At 41.7% G+C, this 15,362-nt stretch carries 16 protein-coding genes, 2 pseudogenes and 1 riboswitch; of the genes and pseudogenes, 7 read left to right on the top strand and 11 right to left on the bottom strand.

Annotation, left to right across the window (positions count from 1 at the left end; translation table 11 throughout):
- Positions 1-221: 221 nt before the first annotated feature.
- From ACN6OV_RS05215 to ACN6OV_RS05190, 6 genes and pseudogenes are all read right to left on the bottom strand, one after another.
- A pseudogene (locus tag ACN6OV_RS05215) lies at positions 222-410 on the bottom strand (substrate-binding domain-containing protein); the annotation flags it as partial.
- 198 nt (positions 411-608) lie between these two features.
- Positions 609-995 carry an MmcQ/YjbR family DNA-binding protein gene (locus ACN6OV_RS05210; protein WP_427950368.1) on the bottom strand — a complete coding sequence of 129 codons (387 nt, stop codon included), beginning with the start codon at positions 993-995 and terminating at the stop codon, positions 609-611.
- Positions 996-1,033: 38 nt separating this feature from the next.
- Positions 1,034-1,201, bottom strand: a complete 168-nt coding sequence (locus ACN6OV_RS05205) for a hypothetical protein (protein ID WP_427950366.1) — start codon at positions 1,199-1,201, stop codon at positions 1,034-1,036.
- A gap of 22 nt (positions 1,202-1,223) precedes the next feature.
- Complete coding sequence (locus tag ACN6OV_RS05200) at positions 1,224-1,400, bottom strand: hypothetical protein (protein ID WP_427950370.1); 177 nt, start codon at positions 1,398-1,400, stop codon at positions 1,224-1,226.
- A 329-nt stretch (positions 1,401-1,729) separates the two neighbouring features.
- Positions 1,730-3,175, bottom strand: coding sequence for a protein adenylyltransferase SelO (locus ACN6OV_RS05195; RefSeq protein WP_427950364.1), 1,446 nt, complete (start codon positions 3,173-3,175; stop codon positions 1,730-1,732).
- Between the two features lie 124 nt (positions 3,176-3,299).
- Positions 3,300-4,460, bottom strand: a complete 1,161-nt coding sequence (locus ACN6OV_RS05190; protein ID WP_427950361.1) for a fatty acid desaturase — start codon at positions 4,458-4,460, stop codon at positions 3,300-3,302.
- A 190-nt stretch (positions 4,461-4,650) separates the two neighbouring features.
- Here ACN6OV_RS05190 and ACN6OV_RS05185 point away from each other — a divergent pair, with 190 nt between their 5' ends.
- Both ACN6OV_RS05185 and ACN6OV_RS05180 read left to right on the top strand, forming a co-directional pair.
- Positions 4,651-4,860 carry a hypothetical protein gene (locus ACN6OV_RS05185; RefSeq protein ID WP_427950358.1) on the top strand — a complete coding sequence of 70 codons (210 nt, stop codon included), beginning with the start codon at positions 4,651-4,653 and terminating at the stop codon, positions 4,858-4,860.
- Positions 4,861-4,915: 55 nt separating this feature from the next.
- The gene (locus tag ACN6OV_RS05180; RefSeq protein WP_427950355.1) at positions 4,916-5,173 is read left to right on the top strand and encodes an META domain-containing protein; all 258 of its coding nucleotides are present in this window, start codon (positions 4,916-4,918) and stop codon (positions 5,171-5,173) included.
- A gap of 42 nt (positions 5,174-5,215) precedes the next feature.
- Here the strand turns inward: ACN6OV_RS05180 and ACN6OV_RS05175 are convergent, their stop codons facing one another.
- From ACN6OV_RS05175 to ACN6OV_RS05165, 3 genes are all read right to left on the bottom strand, one after another.
- Positions 5,216-5,929 (bottom strand): glycerophosphodiester phosphodiesterase, encoded by a 714-nt coding sequence (locus ACN6OV_RS05175; RefSeq protein ID WP_427950352.1) that lies wholly within the window; start codon positions 5,927-5,929, stop codon positions 5,216-5,218.
- 176 nt (positions 5,930-6,105) lie between these two features.
- Complete coding sequence (locus ACN6OV_RS05170; RefSeq protein WP_427950349.1) at positions 6,106-6,690, bottom strand: cob(I)yrinic acid a,c-diamide adenosyltransferase; 585 nt, start codon at positions 6,688-6,690, stop codon at positions 6,106-6,108.
- A 119-nt stretch (positions 6,691-6,809) separates the two neighbouring features.
- Positions 6,810-8,654, bottom strand: a complete 1,845-nt coding sequence (locus ACN6OV_RS05165; protein ID WP_427950346.1) for a TonB-dependent receptor plug domain-containing protein — start codon at positions 8,652-8,654, stop codon at positions 6,810-6,812.
- A gap of 35 nt (positions 8,655-8,689) precedes the next feature.
- Positions 8,690-8,896, bottom strand: a riboswitch (cobalamin riboswitch).
- Positions 8,897-9,040: 144 nt separating this feature from the next.
- Between ACN6OV_RS05165 and ACN6OV_RS05160 the strand changes: the two genes are divergently transcribed.
- The 4 genes from ACN6OV_RS05160 (at position 9,041) to ACN6OV_RS05145 (ending at position 12,998) form a co-directional block, all read left to right on the top strand.
- The gene (locus ACN6OV_RS05160) at positions 9,041-9,682 is read left to right on the top strand and encodes a phosphoribosylanthranilate isomerase (RefSeq protein ID WP_427950343.1); all 642 of its coding nucleotides are present in this window, start codon (positions 9,041-9,043) and stop codon (positions 9,680-9,682) included.
- Positions 9,666-10,892 carry a tryptophan synthase subunit beta gene (gene trpB / locus ACN6OV_RS05155; RefSeq protein WP_427950341.1) on the top strand — a complete coding sequence of 409 codons (1,227 nt, stop codon included), beginning with the start codon at positions 9,666-9,668 and terminating at the stop codon, positions 10,890-10,892. Before ACN6OV_RS05160 ends, trpB begins: the two co-directional genes overlap by 17 nt.
- 451 nt (positions 10,893-11,343) lie before the next feature.
- Positions 11,344-11,871 carry a DUF1543 domain-containing protein gene (locus ACN6OV_RS05150; RefSeq protein ID WP_427950339.1) on the top strand — a complete coding sequence of 176 codons (528 nt, stop codon included), beginning with the start codon at positions 11,344-11,346 and terminating at the stop codon, positions 11,869-11,871.
- A 134-nt stretch (positions 11,872-12,005) separates the two neighbouring features.
- Positions 12,006-12,998 carry a DUF2804 domain-containing protein gene (locus ACN6OV_RS05145; RefSeq protein ID WP_427950336.1) on the top strand — a complete coding sequence of 331 codons (993 nt, stop codon included), beginning with the start codon at positions 12,006-12,008 and terminating at the stop codon, positions 12,996-12,998.
- A gap of 93 nt (positions 12,999-13,091) precedes the next feature.
- On the opposite strand, the gene ACN6OV_RS05140 is transcribed toward ACN6OV_RS05145, so the two are convergent.
- Positions 13,092-13,967, bottom strand: a complete 876-nt coding sequence (locus ACN6OV_RS05140) for a metal-dependent hydrolase (RefSeq protein ID WP_427950333.1) — start codon at positions 13,965-13,967, stop codon at positions 13,092-13,094.
- A gap of 146 nt (positions 13,968-14,113) precedes the next feature.
- Here ACN6OV_RS05140 and ACN6OV_RS05135 point away from each other — a divergent pair, with 146 nt between their 5' ends.
- The gene (locus ACN6OV_RS05135) at positions 14,114-15,142 is read left to right on the top strand and encodes an AraC family transcriptional regulator ligand-binding domain-containing protein (protein ID WP_427950330.1); all 1,029 of its coding nucleotides are present in this window, start codon (positions 14,114-14,116) and stop codon (positions 15,140-15,142) included.
- Between the two features lie 58 nt (positions 15,143-15,200).
- On the opposite strand, the pseudogene ACN6OV_RS05130 reads toward ACN6OV_RS05135, so the two are convergent.
- Positions 15,201-15,362 (bottom strand): annotated as a pseudogene (locus ACN6OV_RS05130) (Na+/H+ antiporter NhaC family protein); the annotation flags it as partial.

The following is a 15,362-nucleotide window of genomic DNA, read 5'->3' as shown; positions in this document are numbered from 1 at the left end:
CATTCCATGTCGTATGGCTTACGCCAGTCGCTTATATCCTCGTGCTGAACCACGAGGTTTTACGCTCCAAGTGATAATTTGCTCAGAAAATACAGACTCAAAATCAGACATCATGGCTTCAGAGCCGCTATATAGCTAAATTCTAAAAATATTAGCACGTAAAAATAGCTGTAAAATTCCATTCTTTAAGGTCTTTGGTGTACTGAAGAGTTAAGTAATCAGCTATAGATGATATCTGCGTCTAATTTGGCTTTTTCAGCCCATTGTGGTGTGGGACCTGCTGTGACATTGACTTCAATTCCCGTGTTCTTTTCGAATTGTTTTGCGGCCTCATGCATTGCAGGTGCTGGCCCACCAGGACCATAGATATTAATCGCAGCCATGGTTTCCATAGAGGCATAGCCGAGCATGAATGAAACGAGGTAGTGACTGAGTTTATATTTTTTAAACATTTAAATACCGATCCTTGATGTCGTGAAAATTATTATATAAATTTTATTGATGTATTTTTTATTTTATATTTATTTTTCTTGTTATTAAAAGCTGCCTAACGATAAATCCTAGATTAAATAGATTTCAATACTGATAAAACTTTTATCGAGATACTATTATTTTTCAAGTTGCTCAATATTCCTCAGCAATTCAATTCTTTGCCGTTGCCCCTTATTTAATTTCGAAACCACCAATTCATAAGAATTCAGCACTAAATCTTGTAATAAATCTTCCTCAAGCTCCTCATCTGCAAAGACGGTGATCCAATGCTGTTTATTCATATGCCAGCCTGCGCGGATATAAGGATAAATGTCTCTGAGCATCGCGCCGTGGTCTGGAAGCACTTTTAGATTGATCGCAGCTTTGCCTTCCAAATAAAAACTCAGCATAAAGACTTTATTCATGATTTTGTACACATCACAGCCGTCACCAAAGGGCTGGCTGCACGTGGTTTCAGGCAGGGCAAGCGCTGTTTGAGCTGCGGTCGCATGTAAATAAATCATAGGAAATCACCTACAAAGTAACAAAGGAGATGCCAAGCCTAAGGATGAATATGAATGGCAGTATGATTATTCACCAATTGCCAAATTTCATCCATATCAATATTGCGCACCGCAATACAGCCCCAAGTCCAGTCTTTTTGTGGGAAATAGCTCTTAAGTTGAGGCGCCACTTTCATTTGCAGGCTGGTGACAGAACCATGAATCATATATCGCCGCCTGCAGAAACGCCTAATTGTGTTGCCTTTTGCTGATCAGCAGCATTGGGGTAGGAGATATGCAGCTACTTATAAAATGCGCTTTGTGGATTGCACCAATCACATAAGAACCTTGTGGGGTTTTACCATCACCTTCCTGAACTTTATGACCAAGCGGAGTAAAACCCAAACGAATTGGGTAACGGCGAATAACTTGGTTTTGATATTTTAGCTCTAAGTAGCGCTGGCTTTTATAGGCCTGAATACCATACTATGGGTATTTCAGTACGAATCTACTGAATTTGAGCCACACTTAATGCTGCTGGAAATGACAGTGCATGAGTAGAAGTCGGCAGAATTTTTCAAATTTTTGATAGGTGACACATGCCGTAAGAATGCAGCGCCAAAGATGATTGGTTTTCTTGTCATGGTCATTTACGGGATGAAGTGCGATTACAACCCATCCGTTTTGGAATTGTGGATAATGTTTAAATTATCCACAATTGGAGTCAGATTTAGCTCTGTATTTGTGGATAAATACTAAGAGGAACAGCTGACCATGACTTCGGGCACATCACTTGGCAATGGTGCTAAATCTTCAGGTTGTTCCAATTCAGGCTGTTTGGTATAAGGCTGACTGAGCAGCGTAAACAAACGTTCGACTTCTGAAAAATCATTGCGCTCAGCCAGTTCAATCGCTTTTTGCGCCATGTGATTGCGCAAAATATATTGTGGATTGGCTTTTGCCATATCGGCATCTAACGCATCGGTATCCTGATGTTCACGAATGCTTTGATACTGCACTAAGAAATTTTCAAAGGCTCTACGGTCAAGACAATCATCTAAGATCGCTTCATAGTTATGCTGTTGCAAGCGCAAAAAGCTTTGGGTGTAATCTAGCTGTTCAGATTGAAGGATGCGTAAAAAGGCCATCGCGCAGTCAAAGCTGTCTTTATGGAAACTCGGCAAGCCCATTTTCTGGTTCAGGCCCAGTTTGTAATGCTCTAAGAAAGTCGGTTCAAAATGCTCAAGGCATTGGGCTAAATCTTCTTTCCATTGTGTTTTGTCATAATCCGCAGGGCAGAGTGGCACCAGATTATTCAGCCAGTTCCATAAATTCCAATGCCCGATACTTGGCTGCTGCTGATAGGTATAGCGGCCTTGGTAGTCCGAATGGTTGTTAATCCAGTTTGGGCGGAAGCGTTCCATAAAGCCATACGGCCCGAAGTCCAGCGTTGAACCGGTAATATTCAGGTTATCGGTATTCATTACGCCGTGCGCAAAACCAACCAATTGCCAATGTGAAATCATCACGGCAGTACGCTGAATCACTTGTGTAGCAAATGCCAAAATCGGCTGTTCAGCCTCAAGGCAATCTGGATAATGCCATTCGATGCATTTTTGGGTAAATTCCGGCAGCAAATCGCCTTGATATTGATTGATCCATTCAAAATGCCCCAGACGAATATGACAGTCCGAGGTGCGTAGCATCATCGCGCCGAGCTCCAGTTTTTCACGCTGTACACCTTGCTCTGAACTGGTAAAACCTACGGCATTGCTAGAAGGGACACCTAAAGCATTGAGGGCATGCCCTGCAAGATATTCACGAATCACCGAGCGTAGCACCGCGCGACCATCGCCCATACGTGAATAAGGCGTTGAACCTGCACCTTTTAAATGTAGATCGATGGTTTGATTGTTCTGATCAATAATTTGCGCAATCAGCAGACCACGTCCATCGCCTAACTGGCCGGCCCATTGCCCAAACTGATGACCCGCATAAACCATGGCTAAAGGTTCAAATTCAGCAAAGGTTTTTTGACCGCTGCAAATTTCTACCCAAGCTGTTTGATCTTCTGTTGACCATTGCAGCTCATCGGCTAAGGCCTGATTAAAATGTCCCGCTTTTGCGCCTTTGAGCGGTACAGGTATTTGATGATGATAGAGTTTGGGATTGAGCGTGGAATAGCGAGAATTGAAGTGCATAAGCATGAGGTAAATTTGAGATTAACTTCACTATAGCAAAGACCTTATATAAAAACTGTAGCTTTAAAATCAATACAGCCTCCGCAAGAGGGAGGTTGTATTGTGCAGAAAAGCGTTTTAAGGCTTAAGCGGTTTTCTTTTTCAAACTACGCATCAATTGATTCAAGGTTTCACGGTGCTGGGAAAGACGTTGTTCAACCTGTTGGAATTCTAGTTTTAGCTTGTCATCCATTTGATGAATCTTTTCCGCAACTGCAGTTTTCTTGGCTTGAATTTCTTGTTCTTTCAATTTTGCCCAATCATTCAAGGTTTGTGAAAACGCATCGTATTCTTGAGAAATACGCTGTTTCGCAGTTGCAATATCATCGGTCATGTTCAGACCATAAATCGCAAGGTCTTGTTCAGCATATTTAAACTTCATCGCCAATTCAGCTTTTTTGATATTAAAGCTTGGAATACGGCGCAAGTTTTTCGCTAAACCCAGTTTAGAGCAAGACCAAATCAACCATTTTGTTGGGTCGTACTGCCACCATTTCACGCCATTACGGTAGTCGTATTGGAAAATGTGGTGGTAGTTATGATAACCCTCACCCCAAGTCGCAATTGCTAACCAGAAGTTATCACGTGCAGTATTTTCGTCAGTATACGGACGTTTACCCCACATATGGCACAGTGAGTTGATGAAGAAGGTCACATGATGGCTTAAAATTAAACGCACTAAGCCGCCCAATAATAATACGCCCCAAACATCACCGACAGCCCAGCCAATTGGTAACAGAATGGCAGCATGAACTGCAATCACCAGTGGAATGTAGTATTTGTCTTGGAACAACACCACTTTATCTTTTAATAGATCAGGTGCGTTTTTATAGTTGGGTTCTGCTGCTGGATAATCACGAAGCATCCATCCAATATGTGCATACCAAAAACCACGATTAATCGAATACGGATCTTGGTCCACATCATCAACATGACGGTGATGCGTACGGTGACCAGAAGCCCAGAACAAAATACTATTCTGAACGGCAAAAGTACCCATCAACATTAAAATAATTTTTAATGGTAAAGTTGCTTCATAAGCACGATGTGCCCATAAGCGGTGATAGCCTGCCGTGATTCCAAGGCTGCTGACACCGAGTAAGATAAACATACTGATCCATGCAGCGGCACTAAAATCATGATTCATGGCATATAACGGAATTGCGATCACTGCGACAATTGGTAGAAATACCAAGGCGAAAATCGCAACCCAGTTCATTGGGGCTTTGGGTAAGGGAGCATTCATCTCCAACAGCACTCCTGAAACCTTTGGGAGGTATAAGTAGGATTAATCCCATGTGTTTTTTATGGGATTTTAAAAGTACAAGATAGTAGCACGGGAAAACCCGAATTCACCACTTTATTGTACAGTTGTATTGTACCAAACAGTAACATAATGCGACTGAAGTTATATGACTTTTTGTAGGGTAAAAAAGATGCTTAAAAATCATCAAAATAGTCAGAAAAATAAGCAAAATCTCGGTAGATTCTATGCACTAGGTGGCTTGGTCATCGCGTCGATTGGTTTGGTTGCATGCCAAAGTTCACCAAATCATGCAGTGACTACCAAGTCATTGGTAAATGCTGCGGAACGCCCGCTTGTCGTGCAGCGTGTGTCCGATGGTGTGCAAGATATTCAATGGTAAATCACCCAGATTGAAGGCAAAAAAGCGAAGTTTTTCCACATACAGTCAGTACCTATTGTTGAATTCACAATTTAGACAAATTCAAGGCAATACCGGCTGTAACAGTATTGGTGGAAATTATGTCATTGATAGCGCAAAACAAAGCTTAGATCTGAATGCACGTTTGGGTTATTTCAGTTGTGATTTAGCCTTGGCGCAGGAAGCCGAATTGTCAGATGCCTTGCAAGCTGTTACACAGTTTCAACTTAATGGCAAAACGATGCGTTTACTCAATCGTCGTGGGCAAACGCTGATTCAATTGGAACGTAAATAATTCGAACTAAAAACAATCAAAGCAATAAGAGAGGATGCAGTATTACAAATGCTGCATCATCAATTTAGGAAAGTCGGTAATTAAGCCATGAATCCCGAAATCTCGTAGTTGTTTAGCACGGTCGACATCATTCACCGTCCACACGCTAATAGCCAACTGTGCTTGTTGCGAAGCGAGGATCATTTCTTGGGTTGCAAGCTGATTCATCCAGCCAATCTGACAGCAATCAAGTTCTAAGGCCTGCTCAATGGCTTTGAACTTCATGTCGGTTTCAACCAATAAACCACGTTTAAACCCTGATTTTTTCTGCTGCAAGGCGAGGTGGATTTTGGGGTCAAAGCTGGTAATGACCGCCACTTGTTCAAAACCTTGGAGCTGCTGTTCTAAGCTTTCTGTCAGCATTTCAGCATCTTCTTGTGTTTTTACTGCTTTGACTTCAACTTCAATATGATCAAAGTTGTGAATGATTTTAAGGGTTTGTTCAAGCAGCGGAGTTGGTTCAACCTTATTCCATTCTGACCATGTTACGGCATGGTTATAAGGTTCGAGTTCTTGTGAACTACATTCATACAGATATTTGTCTTGGCCCGTTGTGCGCATGAATTGATCATCATGCATGACAATTAAGGCACGGTCTTTAAGCTGCCGAACGTCGAATTCGACTGCACGAATCCCTAAATTTTGAATATATTGAAAACCACCAAGTGTATTTTCAGGTGCTTCGCCACGAGCGCCACGATGTCCGATTATGCGCATACAAGGCCTGTAAATATGGAAGATAAAAACATAGTGTCCTGTAAAAGTGACAGGGAAATGACATTTGTATTGTGAACCGACCATTTTGAAATACAAGAATGATCGGACGATTTATTTCAATGAAAAATCGACTTTTAATTGGTCAAGGCTTTAATATTCGTTATGAAAAAATCAGCTTATTGCTCAATCGTCTCATTGATATTTTTTTGCCATAGCACTTCTGAACCGCCTTCAGCACGCTGTAAAGTGCGTGAAGCAACAAATAACCAGTCAGATAGACGGTTCAACAACTGTAAAGAGGGCGCTTGAATATTTTGATCGCGGCTATGTACAGCCATTAGACTGCGTTCTGCGCGGCGACAGACCGCACGTGCTTGATGGGCAAAGCTACATGCCAATGTTCCCGAAGGTAAAATAAAGTCTTTCAGCATCGGTAACGCCTCATTCATACGGTCAATGTCTTTTTCCAAAAACTCAATAGAAATCGGCTGTACTAAATGAAAGTTAGGAATACAGACTTCACCGCCAAGATCGAACAGCCAGTGCTGAATGAGGCTGAGTGATTTGTCCCAAGCGACTTTATCTTCGATGGCACTGACAGCAATTTGCGAACGTAATATGCCTATATTTGAATTGAGTTCATCGACATCGCCTAATGCTTCAATGCGTAGGTCATCTTTGGCTACGCGAGAACCGTCGCCTAAACCTGTGGTGCCTGAGTCGCCGGTGCGGGTATAAATTTTACTTAAACGGTGGCCCATGTCTTGTCCTTAAAATGATGAAAATTTAGGGTCTGTCATAAAAAAGGATAATGCCATAGTTATGACATTATCCTCAAAATAATCCATATAAGAATTACATCAACTCAAAGTTAAATAGATTAATAACTAAAAGTGAAGCCAATGGTAGATAGACGGTCACTGGCAATATAGTCAGAAACGGCATCATTCACAGCTGTTTTATATTGGGTATCACCGACATTGCGGATATTTACAAATGATTTAACATGCGGATTGATTTGCCAAAAAGCATTCATATCAATTGCAGCATAACCAGGAATATCTCGTGCATCTTTAGAACGGCCTTTGGCGACAAGTGAAGTTGATGCGCCATATATGCCATTATCCCAGCCGAGGCTCAAATTGAAATTTTGACGCGGGCGATTGGGGGCATCTTGATCAGTTTCGTCATTTTTAGGCTGGATGTAGGCATATTCTGCATTGGCATATAGGTTGTCTTGTTTCCATTTGAATCCAAGTTCTGAACCTGTAAACGTTGCCTTGTCTAAGTTGTAGTATTTCCAGCCTGTAGATGCATCAGATACCATTAAGTTATCAATTTTAGTTTGATAGACAGAACCATAAACTTGAATACTGTCACTCAGTGCATGATCAAAGCCAATTTCGTATGACAGGCTTTCTTCAGGTTTGAGGTCTGGGTTTCCACCCCACCATGATGGCTCAGTGATAATTTGCCCAACGACAGGTGCTCTAAATGCTGTACCGATATTTGAAAATATGCTGGTTTTAGGTGTCGCGAAATAGCGTGCTGCAACCTGTCCAACAGTATGTGTACCAAATTGCTGATTATCTTCTACACGAATACCAGCTTGTGTTGAAAACAATTCATTTTTAAATTGATGCTGCAGATAATAGCCAATGGTTTCATTGTTGGAATCGAAGCCTTCATCGCCTGCATAGGCCGCAATTTTTTCAGCTTCAGTTTTGTTGAACTGTACGCCAAACATTACATTTTGATGGGGAGTAAAGGCCCATTTTAAATTTGAATCAATCTCTTGCTGTTCAGTGTTCACAATAGATGGATATGAGGCTTTAACAACATTGTATTGATCTTCAAATTGAGAAAGACGTGTGTTCCAAATGAGATTGTCGCTGAGATTTAGGCGGCCGCGTATATTATAAATACGGTTGATAAAATCATAAGCTTGCGGTGCGCCATAATTGAAATAATCACCATGGCCTTTATTTTCTTTAATTTCTCCAGAAAAAGCATATTGGTCTTTTTCTACTCCAACTTTGGCTGCATAACCTTTTTGATCAAAACCAGCTTTGTCTGAATTGTTTGTAATAATTTGGTCGCCATCGGTTTCAAAGCGCTGCCCACGAAGCTGTGCATAGTATCCATCTTTAGCAATATCTACGCCTAAAATTGATTTATATGTGTTTTTCTCACCCGCTTCGATCGTTGTGAAAATACCACTTTTTTCAGGTGTTTTTGAAATCAGTTGAATAACACCGCCAATAGCATCTGTGCCGTATTGAACGGATGCTGGGCCTTTTAAAATCTCAATTTGTTTGATATCTGACAAATCAAATAAAGGAATATTGGTACTGGCTACAGTCGCAATATTTGAACGCATGCCATCATGTAGAAACAGGGTATGAGAGGCATTCGTTCCACGCAAGAAGACCGAAGCTGTCTGACCGTATCCGCCAACTTGTTTAACGGTTAGGCCTGCTTCTTTGCTAAGCAATGATGGAAAATCAGCAACAGGAGATTGTTCAATCGTTTTTTCATCAATCACAGAAATTCGTGAAGGAACATCTTTAATTTTTTCTTCACTACGTGAAGCGGTAATTACGATGGTATCTAAAGTTGTACTGTTTGCTTTTTTAACTGCATCGGCAGCCAAAACATTTGCTGAAAAACCCATCGCAATAGCGATTGCGCCCACTAAAGCTGTAGGCTGAAATACATTTGACATGCTCGCTCCATACATTCACCCCTCGTGAATGATTGAGTTAAATGGCACAATAAGCAGGTCTCCGGACTTAAATATAAATATTGCGAACAATATTGGTATATCCATCTTCCCACACGCGTGCAGTGATGTAAGTGTAAATACTTATAAAGATATACGTTTCGTTTTACCGTTGCGGGGGCAGTGTTGGATTTTCACCAACTTCCCTAAAGCATAGTGCTGTGACTTATTGCATTTGCGCGCAGTATAAGGCGCGTATGTGAATTAAACAATCGATGCAAAGAATTTTCAGAACGAACTTTACGCAAGTTGAATAAATTGCATTACAATGATTCGCCCTCATATTTATAGACTGGCTATGAATAGGGCTGAGTTAGAGCCTAAAGAACATGCGAACCCGTGCCAAAATCTGCGGAATTACACGTATTCAAGATATTCAATCTGTGGTCCAAGCTGGCGCAGATGCGATTGGATTTGTATTCTTTGCACCGAGCCCGCGCAGTGTAACGGCAATGCAGGCCGCTGAATTGGTTCAGCATGTCCCTGCATATGTGCAAACTGTAGGCTTATTTGTAAATGCAACGCAGGGTGAAATTGCAGATATTTTAAAACAAGCACCTGTCGATATCTTACAGTTTCATGGTGATGAAACACCTGAACAATGCCAGCACATTGCACAGCATGTGGGCCGCCGTTGGTATAAAGCGATTCAGGTCAAACCCGAACTAGACGTAATTGCGGAAATTCAGCATTATCAGCAGGCAGGGGCGAGTGCAGTGTTGTTAGATGCATGGCATCCAGAGCTAAAAGGCGGTACAGGCCACAGCTTTGACTGGACTCAATTTCCAAAACTTGATATTCCATTAATTTTGGCAGGCGGTTTAAAGCCTGACAATATTGAAGACGCTATAAAGACCACCAATGCTTATGCAGTTGATGTCAGCGGAGGCGTAGAGTCCGCAAAAGGTATCAAAGATCAAAAACTCATTGAACAGTTTATGCAAGGAGTCCAACGTGGATCAGCAAAATAAGATTGACTATACCCAATTCCCAGATGAACGCGGGCATTTCGGTATCCATGGCGGACGTTTTGTGTCAGAAACTCTAATGGCAGCATTAGAAGACTTAGAAAAACTTTATTTCCGAATGAAGGATGATCCTAAGTTTCTGGCAGAATTCGACCGTGATCTCGCCTACTATGTAGGTCGTCCTAGTCCTCTTTATTATGCTGAACGATGGTCAAAAGAGCTTGGTGGTGCACAAATTTACCTTAAACGTGAAGACCTCAACCATACCGGTTCACATAAAGTAAACAACACCATTGGTCAGGCTTTATTGGCAAAACTGTCAGGTAAAAAACGTATCATTGCAGAAACAGGTGCAGGTCAGCATGGTGTGGCAACAGCAACCATCGCTGCACGTTTAGGTCTGGAATGTGTGGTATTCATGGGCGCTGAGGACGTTAAACGTCAAGCTATGAACGTCTACCGTATGCGTTTGCTTGGCGCGACAGTTGTACCGGTAGAAAGCGGTTCAAAAACATTGAAAGATGCGATGAACGAAGCGATGCGTGACTGGGTAACCAACGTTGATTCAACTTATTACGTGATTGGTACAGTGGCAGGCCCACATCCATATCCGCAGTTGGTTCGTGATTTCCAATCAATCATTGGTCGTGAAGCACGTAAGCAAATTCAAGAACAGGCAGGCCGTTTGCCAGATGCTCTAGTTGCATGTGTCGGCGGCGGCTCAAATGCGATGGGCTTGTTCTATCCATTCTTAAATGATGAAGATGTGAAAATGTACGGTGTTGAAGCAGCAGGCTACGGCATTGAAACCGGCAAACACTCTGCACCATTAAATGCAGGTCATGTTGGTGTGCTTCACGGCAACCGTACCTATTTGATGTCAGATGAGCAAGGCCAGATCATTGAAACCCATTCAATTTCTGCTGGCCTGGATTATCCGGGTGTCGGTCCTGAGCACAGTTTCTTGAAGGATATGCACCGTGTTGAATATATGCCTATCAATGACCAAGAAGCGTTACAAGGTTTCCGTGATTTAACCCATATCGAAGGCATTATTCCTGCACTGGAAAGTTCGCATGCGATGGCTTATGTGACCAAACTTGCACCGACCATGGATAAAGACCAAATCATTATTGCAACGGTATCTGGCCGCGGCGATAAAGACTTGATGACCGTTGCCCGCATTGATGGTGTAGAAATGGTGGATATGTAATTCTGTTTTTTAGCTGCCTTTCTCTTTTGAGAGATGAGAATCTTAGAAAATATTCTGAATTCGCAAGGACAGAGGTCATTTGTTTAGAAAATATCAAAATCGCGCAGAAGCTATTCCGCGCGATTTTTTTTGAAATAGACTTTTATCTAAAACATGAATAAGTGAAGGTGACATGAATGTCTGCTCAACAAGATGGTTTTGTTACTTTTGCTGAAACAAAAGTAAGATATTTCCTGCCCATGAAACTTTTAGTCAAATCTATCTTATTGTCCATGTAACGTTATCTGTATTTTGACGGAGTCTTGCCATTCATAAAACTCGTCTTATACTTTTAATTGGAATATGTCAGCGCAGAAATATTATGAATAAAGTCTATTCTGCCTTGCACCATTGCAAATGGTGTTTTTGCGAATCATATTTGAGTTTTAAGCCTCGACATTAAGGAAATCAAATGCCCAGCTTATTTATCGTCATGCTCGGTGGTCGTCATGAGCGTGCCAATACAGAAGTTCACGATGTGGTTTTAGCGGTCGGTGAAACATTGGAAGAGGTTTATCCTCAATTAAGAAATGCATGGTTTGGAGAACAAAAAGGCCTGCATATTGATGCATGGGCACAAGTTCAGAGCGTTATGATCGAAGGCCAACACTATCAAATTCAGTTTAGTGAGACTTTGCCCAATGCAGCAGATGAAAAACTTTGGCTGATCAATTTGGGCGGCTATGATGCACGTGATTTTGGTGAATTACATCGTTATATCTTAGTGACAGGACAAAATGCCATGGTGGCCAAACAACGAGGCAAAGCCTATTTTGGTGCGAATTGGCAAAAACAACACACCGACCGGGTGTTAGATGTGGATGACTGTATTGAGATCGATCATGTCCATGGTCGTTATGTCCAACTGGTGGCAACAGATCAGGCCGCTCAAAACCGTTGGGAAAATGATTATTTATTATTAAATGAATACCTGTTTTAATTAAGAGCCAAAACCTTAGCCATTATATTTTTTTATGATTTTTACCTGAAATCAGATGGATTGGCTTTTCAGGCTTCAAATAATAGGCATAATGATCTTCAGGATTTTGAATTAAACTTCAATGGAATGGCTATATGGATTTAATACGGCCGAACGGACAGCCGAATTACGGGCGTTTTAGTCAACTCCCGAATCATATTGATTTAACCAAATATGACTATAAAACCCCTTATGGCAAGTCACTGAATGGCTGGCGTAAGCGTTTAAAATATAAAAAATTTAAATTTTGTTGTATTCAACATGAGCACTATAGCATTGGACTTGCGATTGCCGATATTGCATGGGCTGGGCATGGTTTTTTCTATGTTTATGATCATTTGACCAATGATGTGCTGGAATGGAATTCAATCAATTTCCTGTCCCGTAATACGGTTTTGGATGAGCAACCATTATTTAACCAAAGTCATTTTATTAAGTCGGGTGTACAACTGGATATCCAACATGCCAATGGCGTGCGTTATATCCAAATGTCCAAACATGGCGAGCTGAAGCTCAGTGCCCGTGTATTTTGTGCAGGGACAGATCCTTTGAGTATGTGTAGTCCAACCGGAATCAATGGTTGGACTTATACGCAGAAATTAACCACTTTGGGCTGTGAAGGCTTTTTCATTAATAAACAAGGAAAAACCATTCAATTTCATGAGCGGACTTTAGTCTCACTCGATGATACCTGTGGTTTTTTACGTCCTGAAACAGCATGGTTTTGGTTGTCGTGTAATTTTTGGGACAGTAAAAATCGCCGTATCGGGATTAATTTAGCTTCGGGTGTTAATGAAAGTTTTGGTAATGAAAATTGCCTTTGGGTCAATGGACACTTGTACCCGCTTTCAGATGTGTTGTTTCAGCAGCAAGGTGATAATCAATGGAGTATTAGCTCCTTAGACAATACGCTTAACTTGATCGTGAGTACGGGTTGGCGCCGTTATGAAAATCTGAATCTTCGATTGGTGGGCAGTCAGTTTAGTCAGTGGCAGGCCAAAATTAGTGGCACCATTCAACGTGAAGGCGAAGATATTGTATTTTTAAACGAATATGGTCTGCTTGAACAGCATTATGCCAAATGGTAATTCACCAAATTCAAAAAGATGAAACAAAAAAAGCCGTATTGAATACGGCTTTTTTTAATAGAAAGTTTTGGTTAGGGGGATGGGTATTTGGGGTTATTGAGCCGCTTGCCAAAATGCCTCACCGGCGGCAATTGGGTCACTTGTTTCGGCCAAGGTGTTCACCCAAACGTCATATTGCGCAATCACCGGATGTTGGCTCGGATGGAAGTTTGGATTAAACCAATCCAGATATTGCTGACGCATCCGCGACAGTATGCCTTTTTTACCAAAGAACCATGGTAAGCCCTTGGTCATCATTTGCAGGCGTTCAACTCGATTAAAGCCGTCATGTTTTAGCATCACATCGGCGCGGTAGGTGGTGAAACCTAACATCATGACGGTGGTAAAGGCCAAGGCAAATTTTCGGGTGGTCTCAGGCACATGGCCGACTTGTTTCATCACATCAAAGGCCACATCGCGGTGTTCCATTTCTTCAATTGCATGCCACGCAAATAGGGCACGGACATAAGGATGTGCATCCTGTAAGGTTTGCTTTTGACTAAAAAATGTCTCTGCCATCAGTGCGGTTAAGTGTTCGGCAGCAGCGGTCATGGCAATGTTGTACTGTGGAGAGCGCTTGGTCAGTTCAAATTTAAAAATTTTATCCAGACGTCGAATAAAAGCATCGACAGGCATACCTTGATCACGCATGACTTGGTTCATTTTGTCATGCGCCATACCGTGTTGTGCTTCTTGCTTGATAAAGTCTGCGACACGTTGCTGTAAATCTGGGTCTTGGATTTGATCACGGAACATGCGTACAGATTGAATAAAATAACGTTCGCCATCTGGAAAGGTCAGACTTAAGGCATCAAACATACGGGTACGAAATGGGTCACCGCCAAACCAATAACGCGGGACTTCATTCAGCTTAAAATTCAGGTGGGTGCGAACCACGGGTTCGATTTGAGATTGGACGATTGCATTCATGATATTTTTTCTTTGCTAGTCGTATTAAATGCAGTATGTCGGAGAATCGTCACTTTGTTTTGACAGATATTGCCAATTTTTATACATTTTACGCCATGATGAAAATCTAAAATGTCAGAAAAATAAAGGATGGGCGAGGGTAGGTCATGGCGGAAATTCATATCCCGAATGGTTATTTTCAGTTGTGGAATATGGTCTTGCGAGAACATGAGTTGGACTTTATGCAGTTAGATTTTCTTGAGCCTTATCAAGCCCAGCTCCAGCATGTTTTGACGTTACCGATAGACTCTCAGTCGGCCTATTCATTTTTTAAAACCATCATTCTGCTGACACAAAAGGCTTTGGATTGTCCACAGTTAGTATTTGAAATGGCGAAGTACATTCGCGCTGAACATTTTGGCGTGTTGGGCTATATGGCGACACGCAGTGACAGTGTGGCAGAGGCATTACACAATGTGGTGCGCTTTAGTCGATTGGTGATTGATGGTGAGCAAATCGTGCCGATGCATATGTCGCATCAAGACAATCAAATTATTCTGTCTTGGCCGTATTATGATGAAGGCTTGTCACTCCTCAACGAATTGACCACTGCTTGTATGGCGCATTTGGCTAAACAAATTTTCCCGGCATCCCTGAAATTACTCAGTATCCACTTTGCCCATGCAGCGCATATGCTACGCTACCATTATGAAAAGTTTTTTGGTTGTCCAGTTTCATTTTCTGAACAATATTATTCTTTTGTGATTCATGTGGATAGTTTGGACTTAAAGTCGGAATTGGCCGATCCATCTTTAATGCAGTTGTTATTGCGCCAAGCCGAAGATGCGATTGCCGCACGACCAAAACATTTCCAACCTTTACAGCGGATGCAGCAATGTATTGCCGATTATCTCAAAGCACATCAACAAGCACCGAAAATTGAATATTTGGCCGATGAATTGCATCTTTCGGTCAGAACCTTACAAAGGCAATTGCAGGAACAAGAGACATCATTTAAAAAGTTGCTTGAAACTGAGCGAATGAAACGTTGTGAACAGCTGTTGTTACAACAGATGAGTTTAACTGCAATTGCTCTCACACTAGGCTATTCGGATCAATCTGCCTTGGCGCGTGCTTATAAAGCCTATAGTGGACAAACCTTATTGGCACGGAAAAAAATCATGAAAAAGATTTAACTGTAAATACCGAGCGAAAAAAAGCGGTCACTCGACCGCTTAAAATACAGTGCATGATTTATGCCGCAGTTTTAAATCTAGGGAATCTGAATAAAATCGCCAAAATTGCAAAGATGAGAAGCGCCCAGCAATAATAGACACTCCCAATCAGTTCGACAGGTGATAATTTGGCAATTGAACAGGCCAATAATAACTGCGCGCCATAGGGAATCAGCCCTTG

Source organism: Acinetobacter sp., assembly GCF_050285345.1.
Lineage (GTDB): Bacteria > Pseudomonadota > Gammaproteobacteria > Pseudomonadales > Moraxellaceae > Acinetobacter.
This window is presented reverse-complemented; position numbering and strand designations above follow the sequence as displayed.

Bases quoted from the DNA above. Each gene is read 5' to 3' on its own strand.
- ACN6OV_RS05185 (WP_427950358.1), top strand. From the start codon at position 4,651: ATGCTTAAAAATCATCAAAATAGTCAGAAAAATAAGCAAAATCTCGGT.
- ACN6OV_RS05150 (WP_427950339.1), top strand. From the start codon at position 11,344: ATGCCCAGCTTATTTATCGTCATGCTCGGTGGTCGTCATGAGCGTGCC.
- ACN6OV_RS05145 (WP_427950336.1), top strand. From the start codon at position 12,006: ATGGATTTAATACGGCCGAACGGACAGCCGAATTACGGGCGTTTTAGT.
- ACN6OV_RS05205 (WP_427950366.1), bottom strand. From the start codon at position 1,201: ATGATTCATGGTTCTGTCACCAGCCTGCAAATGAAAGTGGCGCCTCAA.
- ACN6OV_RS05165 (WP_427950346.1), bottom strand. From the start codon at position 8,654: ATGTCAAATGTATTTCAGCCTACAGCTTTAGTGGGCGCAATCGCTATT.
- ACN6OV_RS05170 (WP_427950349.1), bottom strand. From the start codon at position 6,690: ATGGGCCACCGTTTAAGTAAAATTTATACCCGCACCGGCGACTCAGGC.
- ACN6OV_RS05210 (WP_427950368.1), bottom strand. From the start codon at position 995: ATGATTTATTTACATGCGACCGCAGCTCAAACAGCGCTTGCCCTGCCT.
- ACN6OV_RS05140 (WP_427950333.1), bottom strand. From the start codon at position 13,967: ATGAATGCAATCGTCCAATCTCAAATCGAACCCGTGGTTCGCACCCAC.
- ACN6OV_RS05135 (WP_427950330.1), top strand. From the start codon at position 14,114: ATGGCGGAAATTCATATCCCGAATGGTTATTTTCAGTTGTGGAATATG.
- ACN6OV_RS05160 (WP_427950343.1), top strand. From the start codon at position 9,041: ATGCGAACCCGTGCCAAAATCTGCGGAATTACACGTATTCAAGATATT.
- ACN6OV_RS05190 (WP_427950361.1), bottom strand. From the start codon at position 4,460: ATGAATGCTCCCTTACCCAAAGCCCCAATGAACTGGGTTGCGATTTTC.
- ACN6OV_RS05175 (WP_427950352.1), bottom strand. From the start codon at position 5,929: ATGCGCATAATCGGACATCGTGGCGCTCGTGGCGAAGCACCTGAAAAT.
- ACN6OV_RS05195 (WP_427950364.1), bottom strand. From the start codon at position 3,175: ATGCACTTCAATTCTCGCTATTCCACGCTCAATCCCAAACTCTATCAT.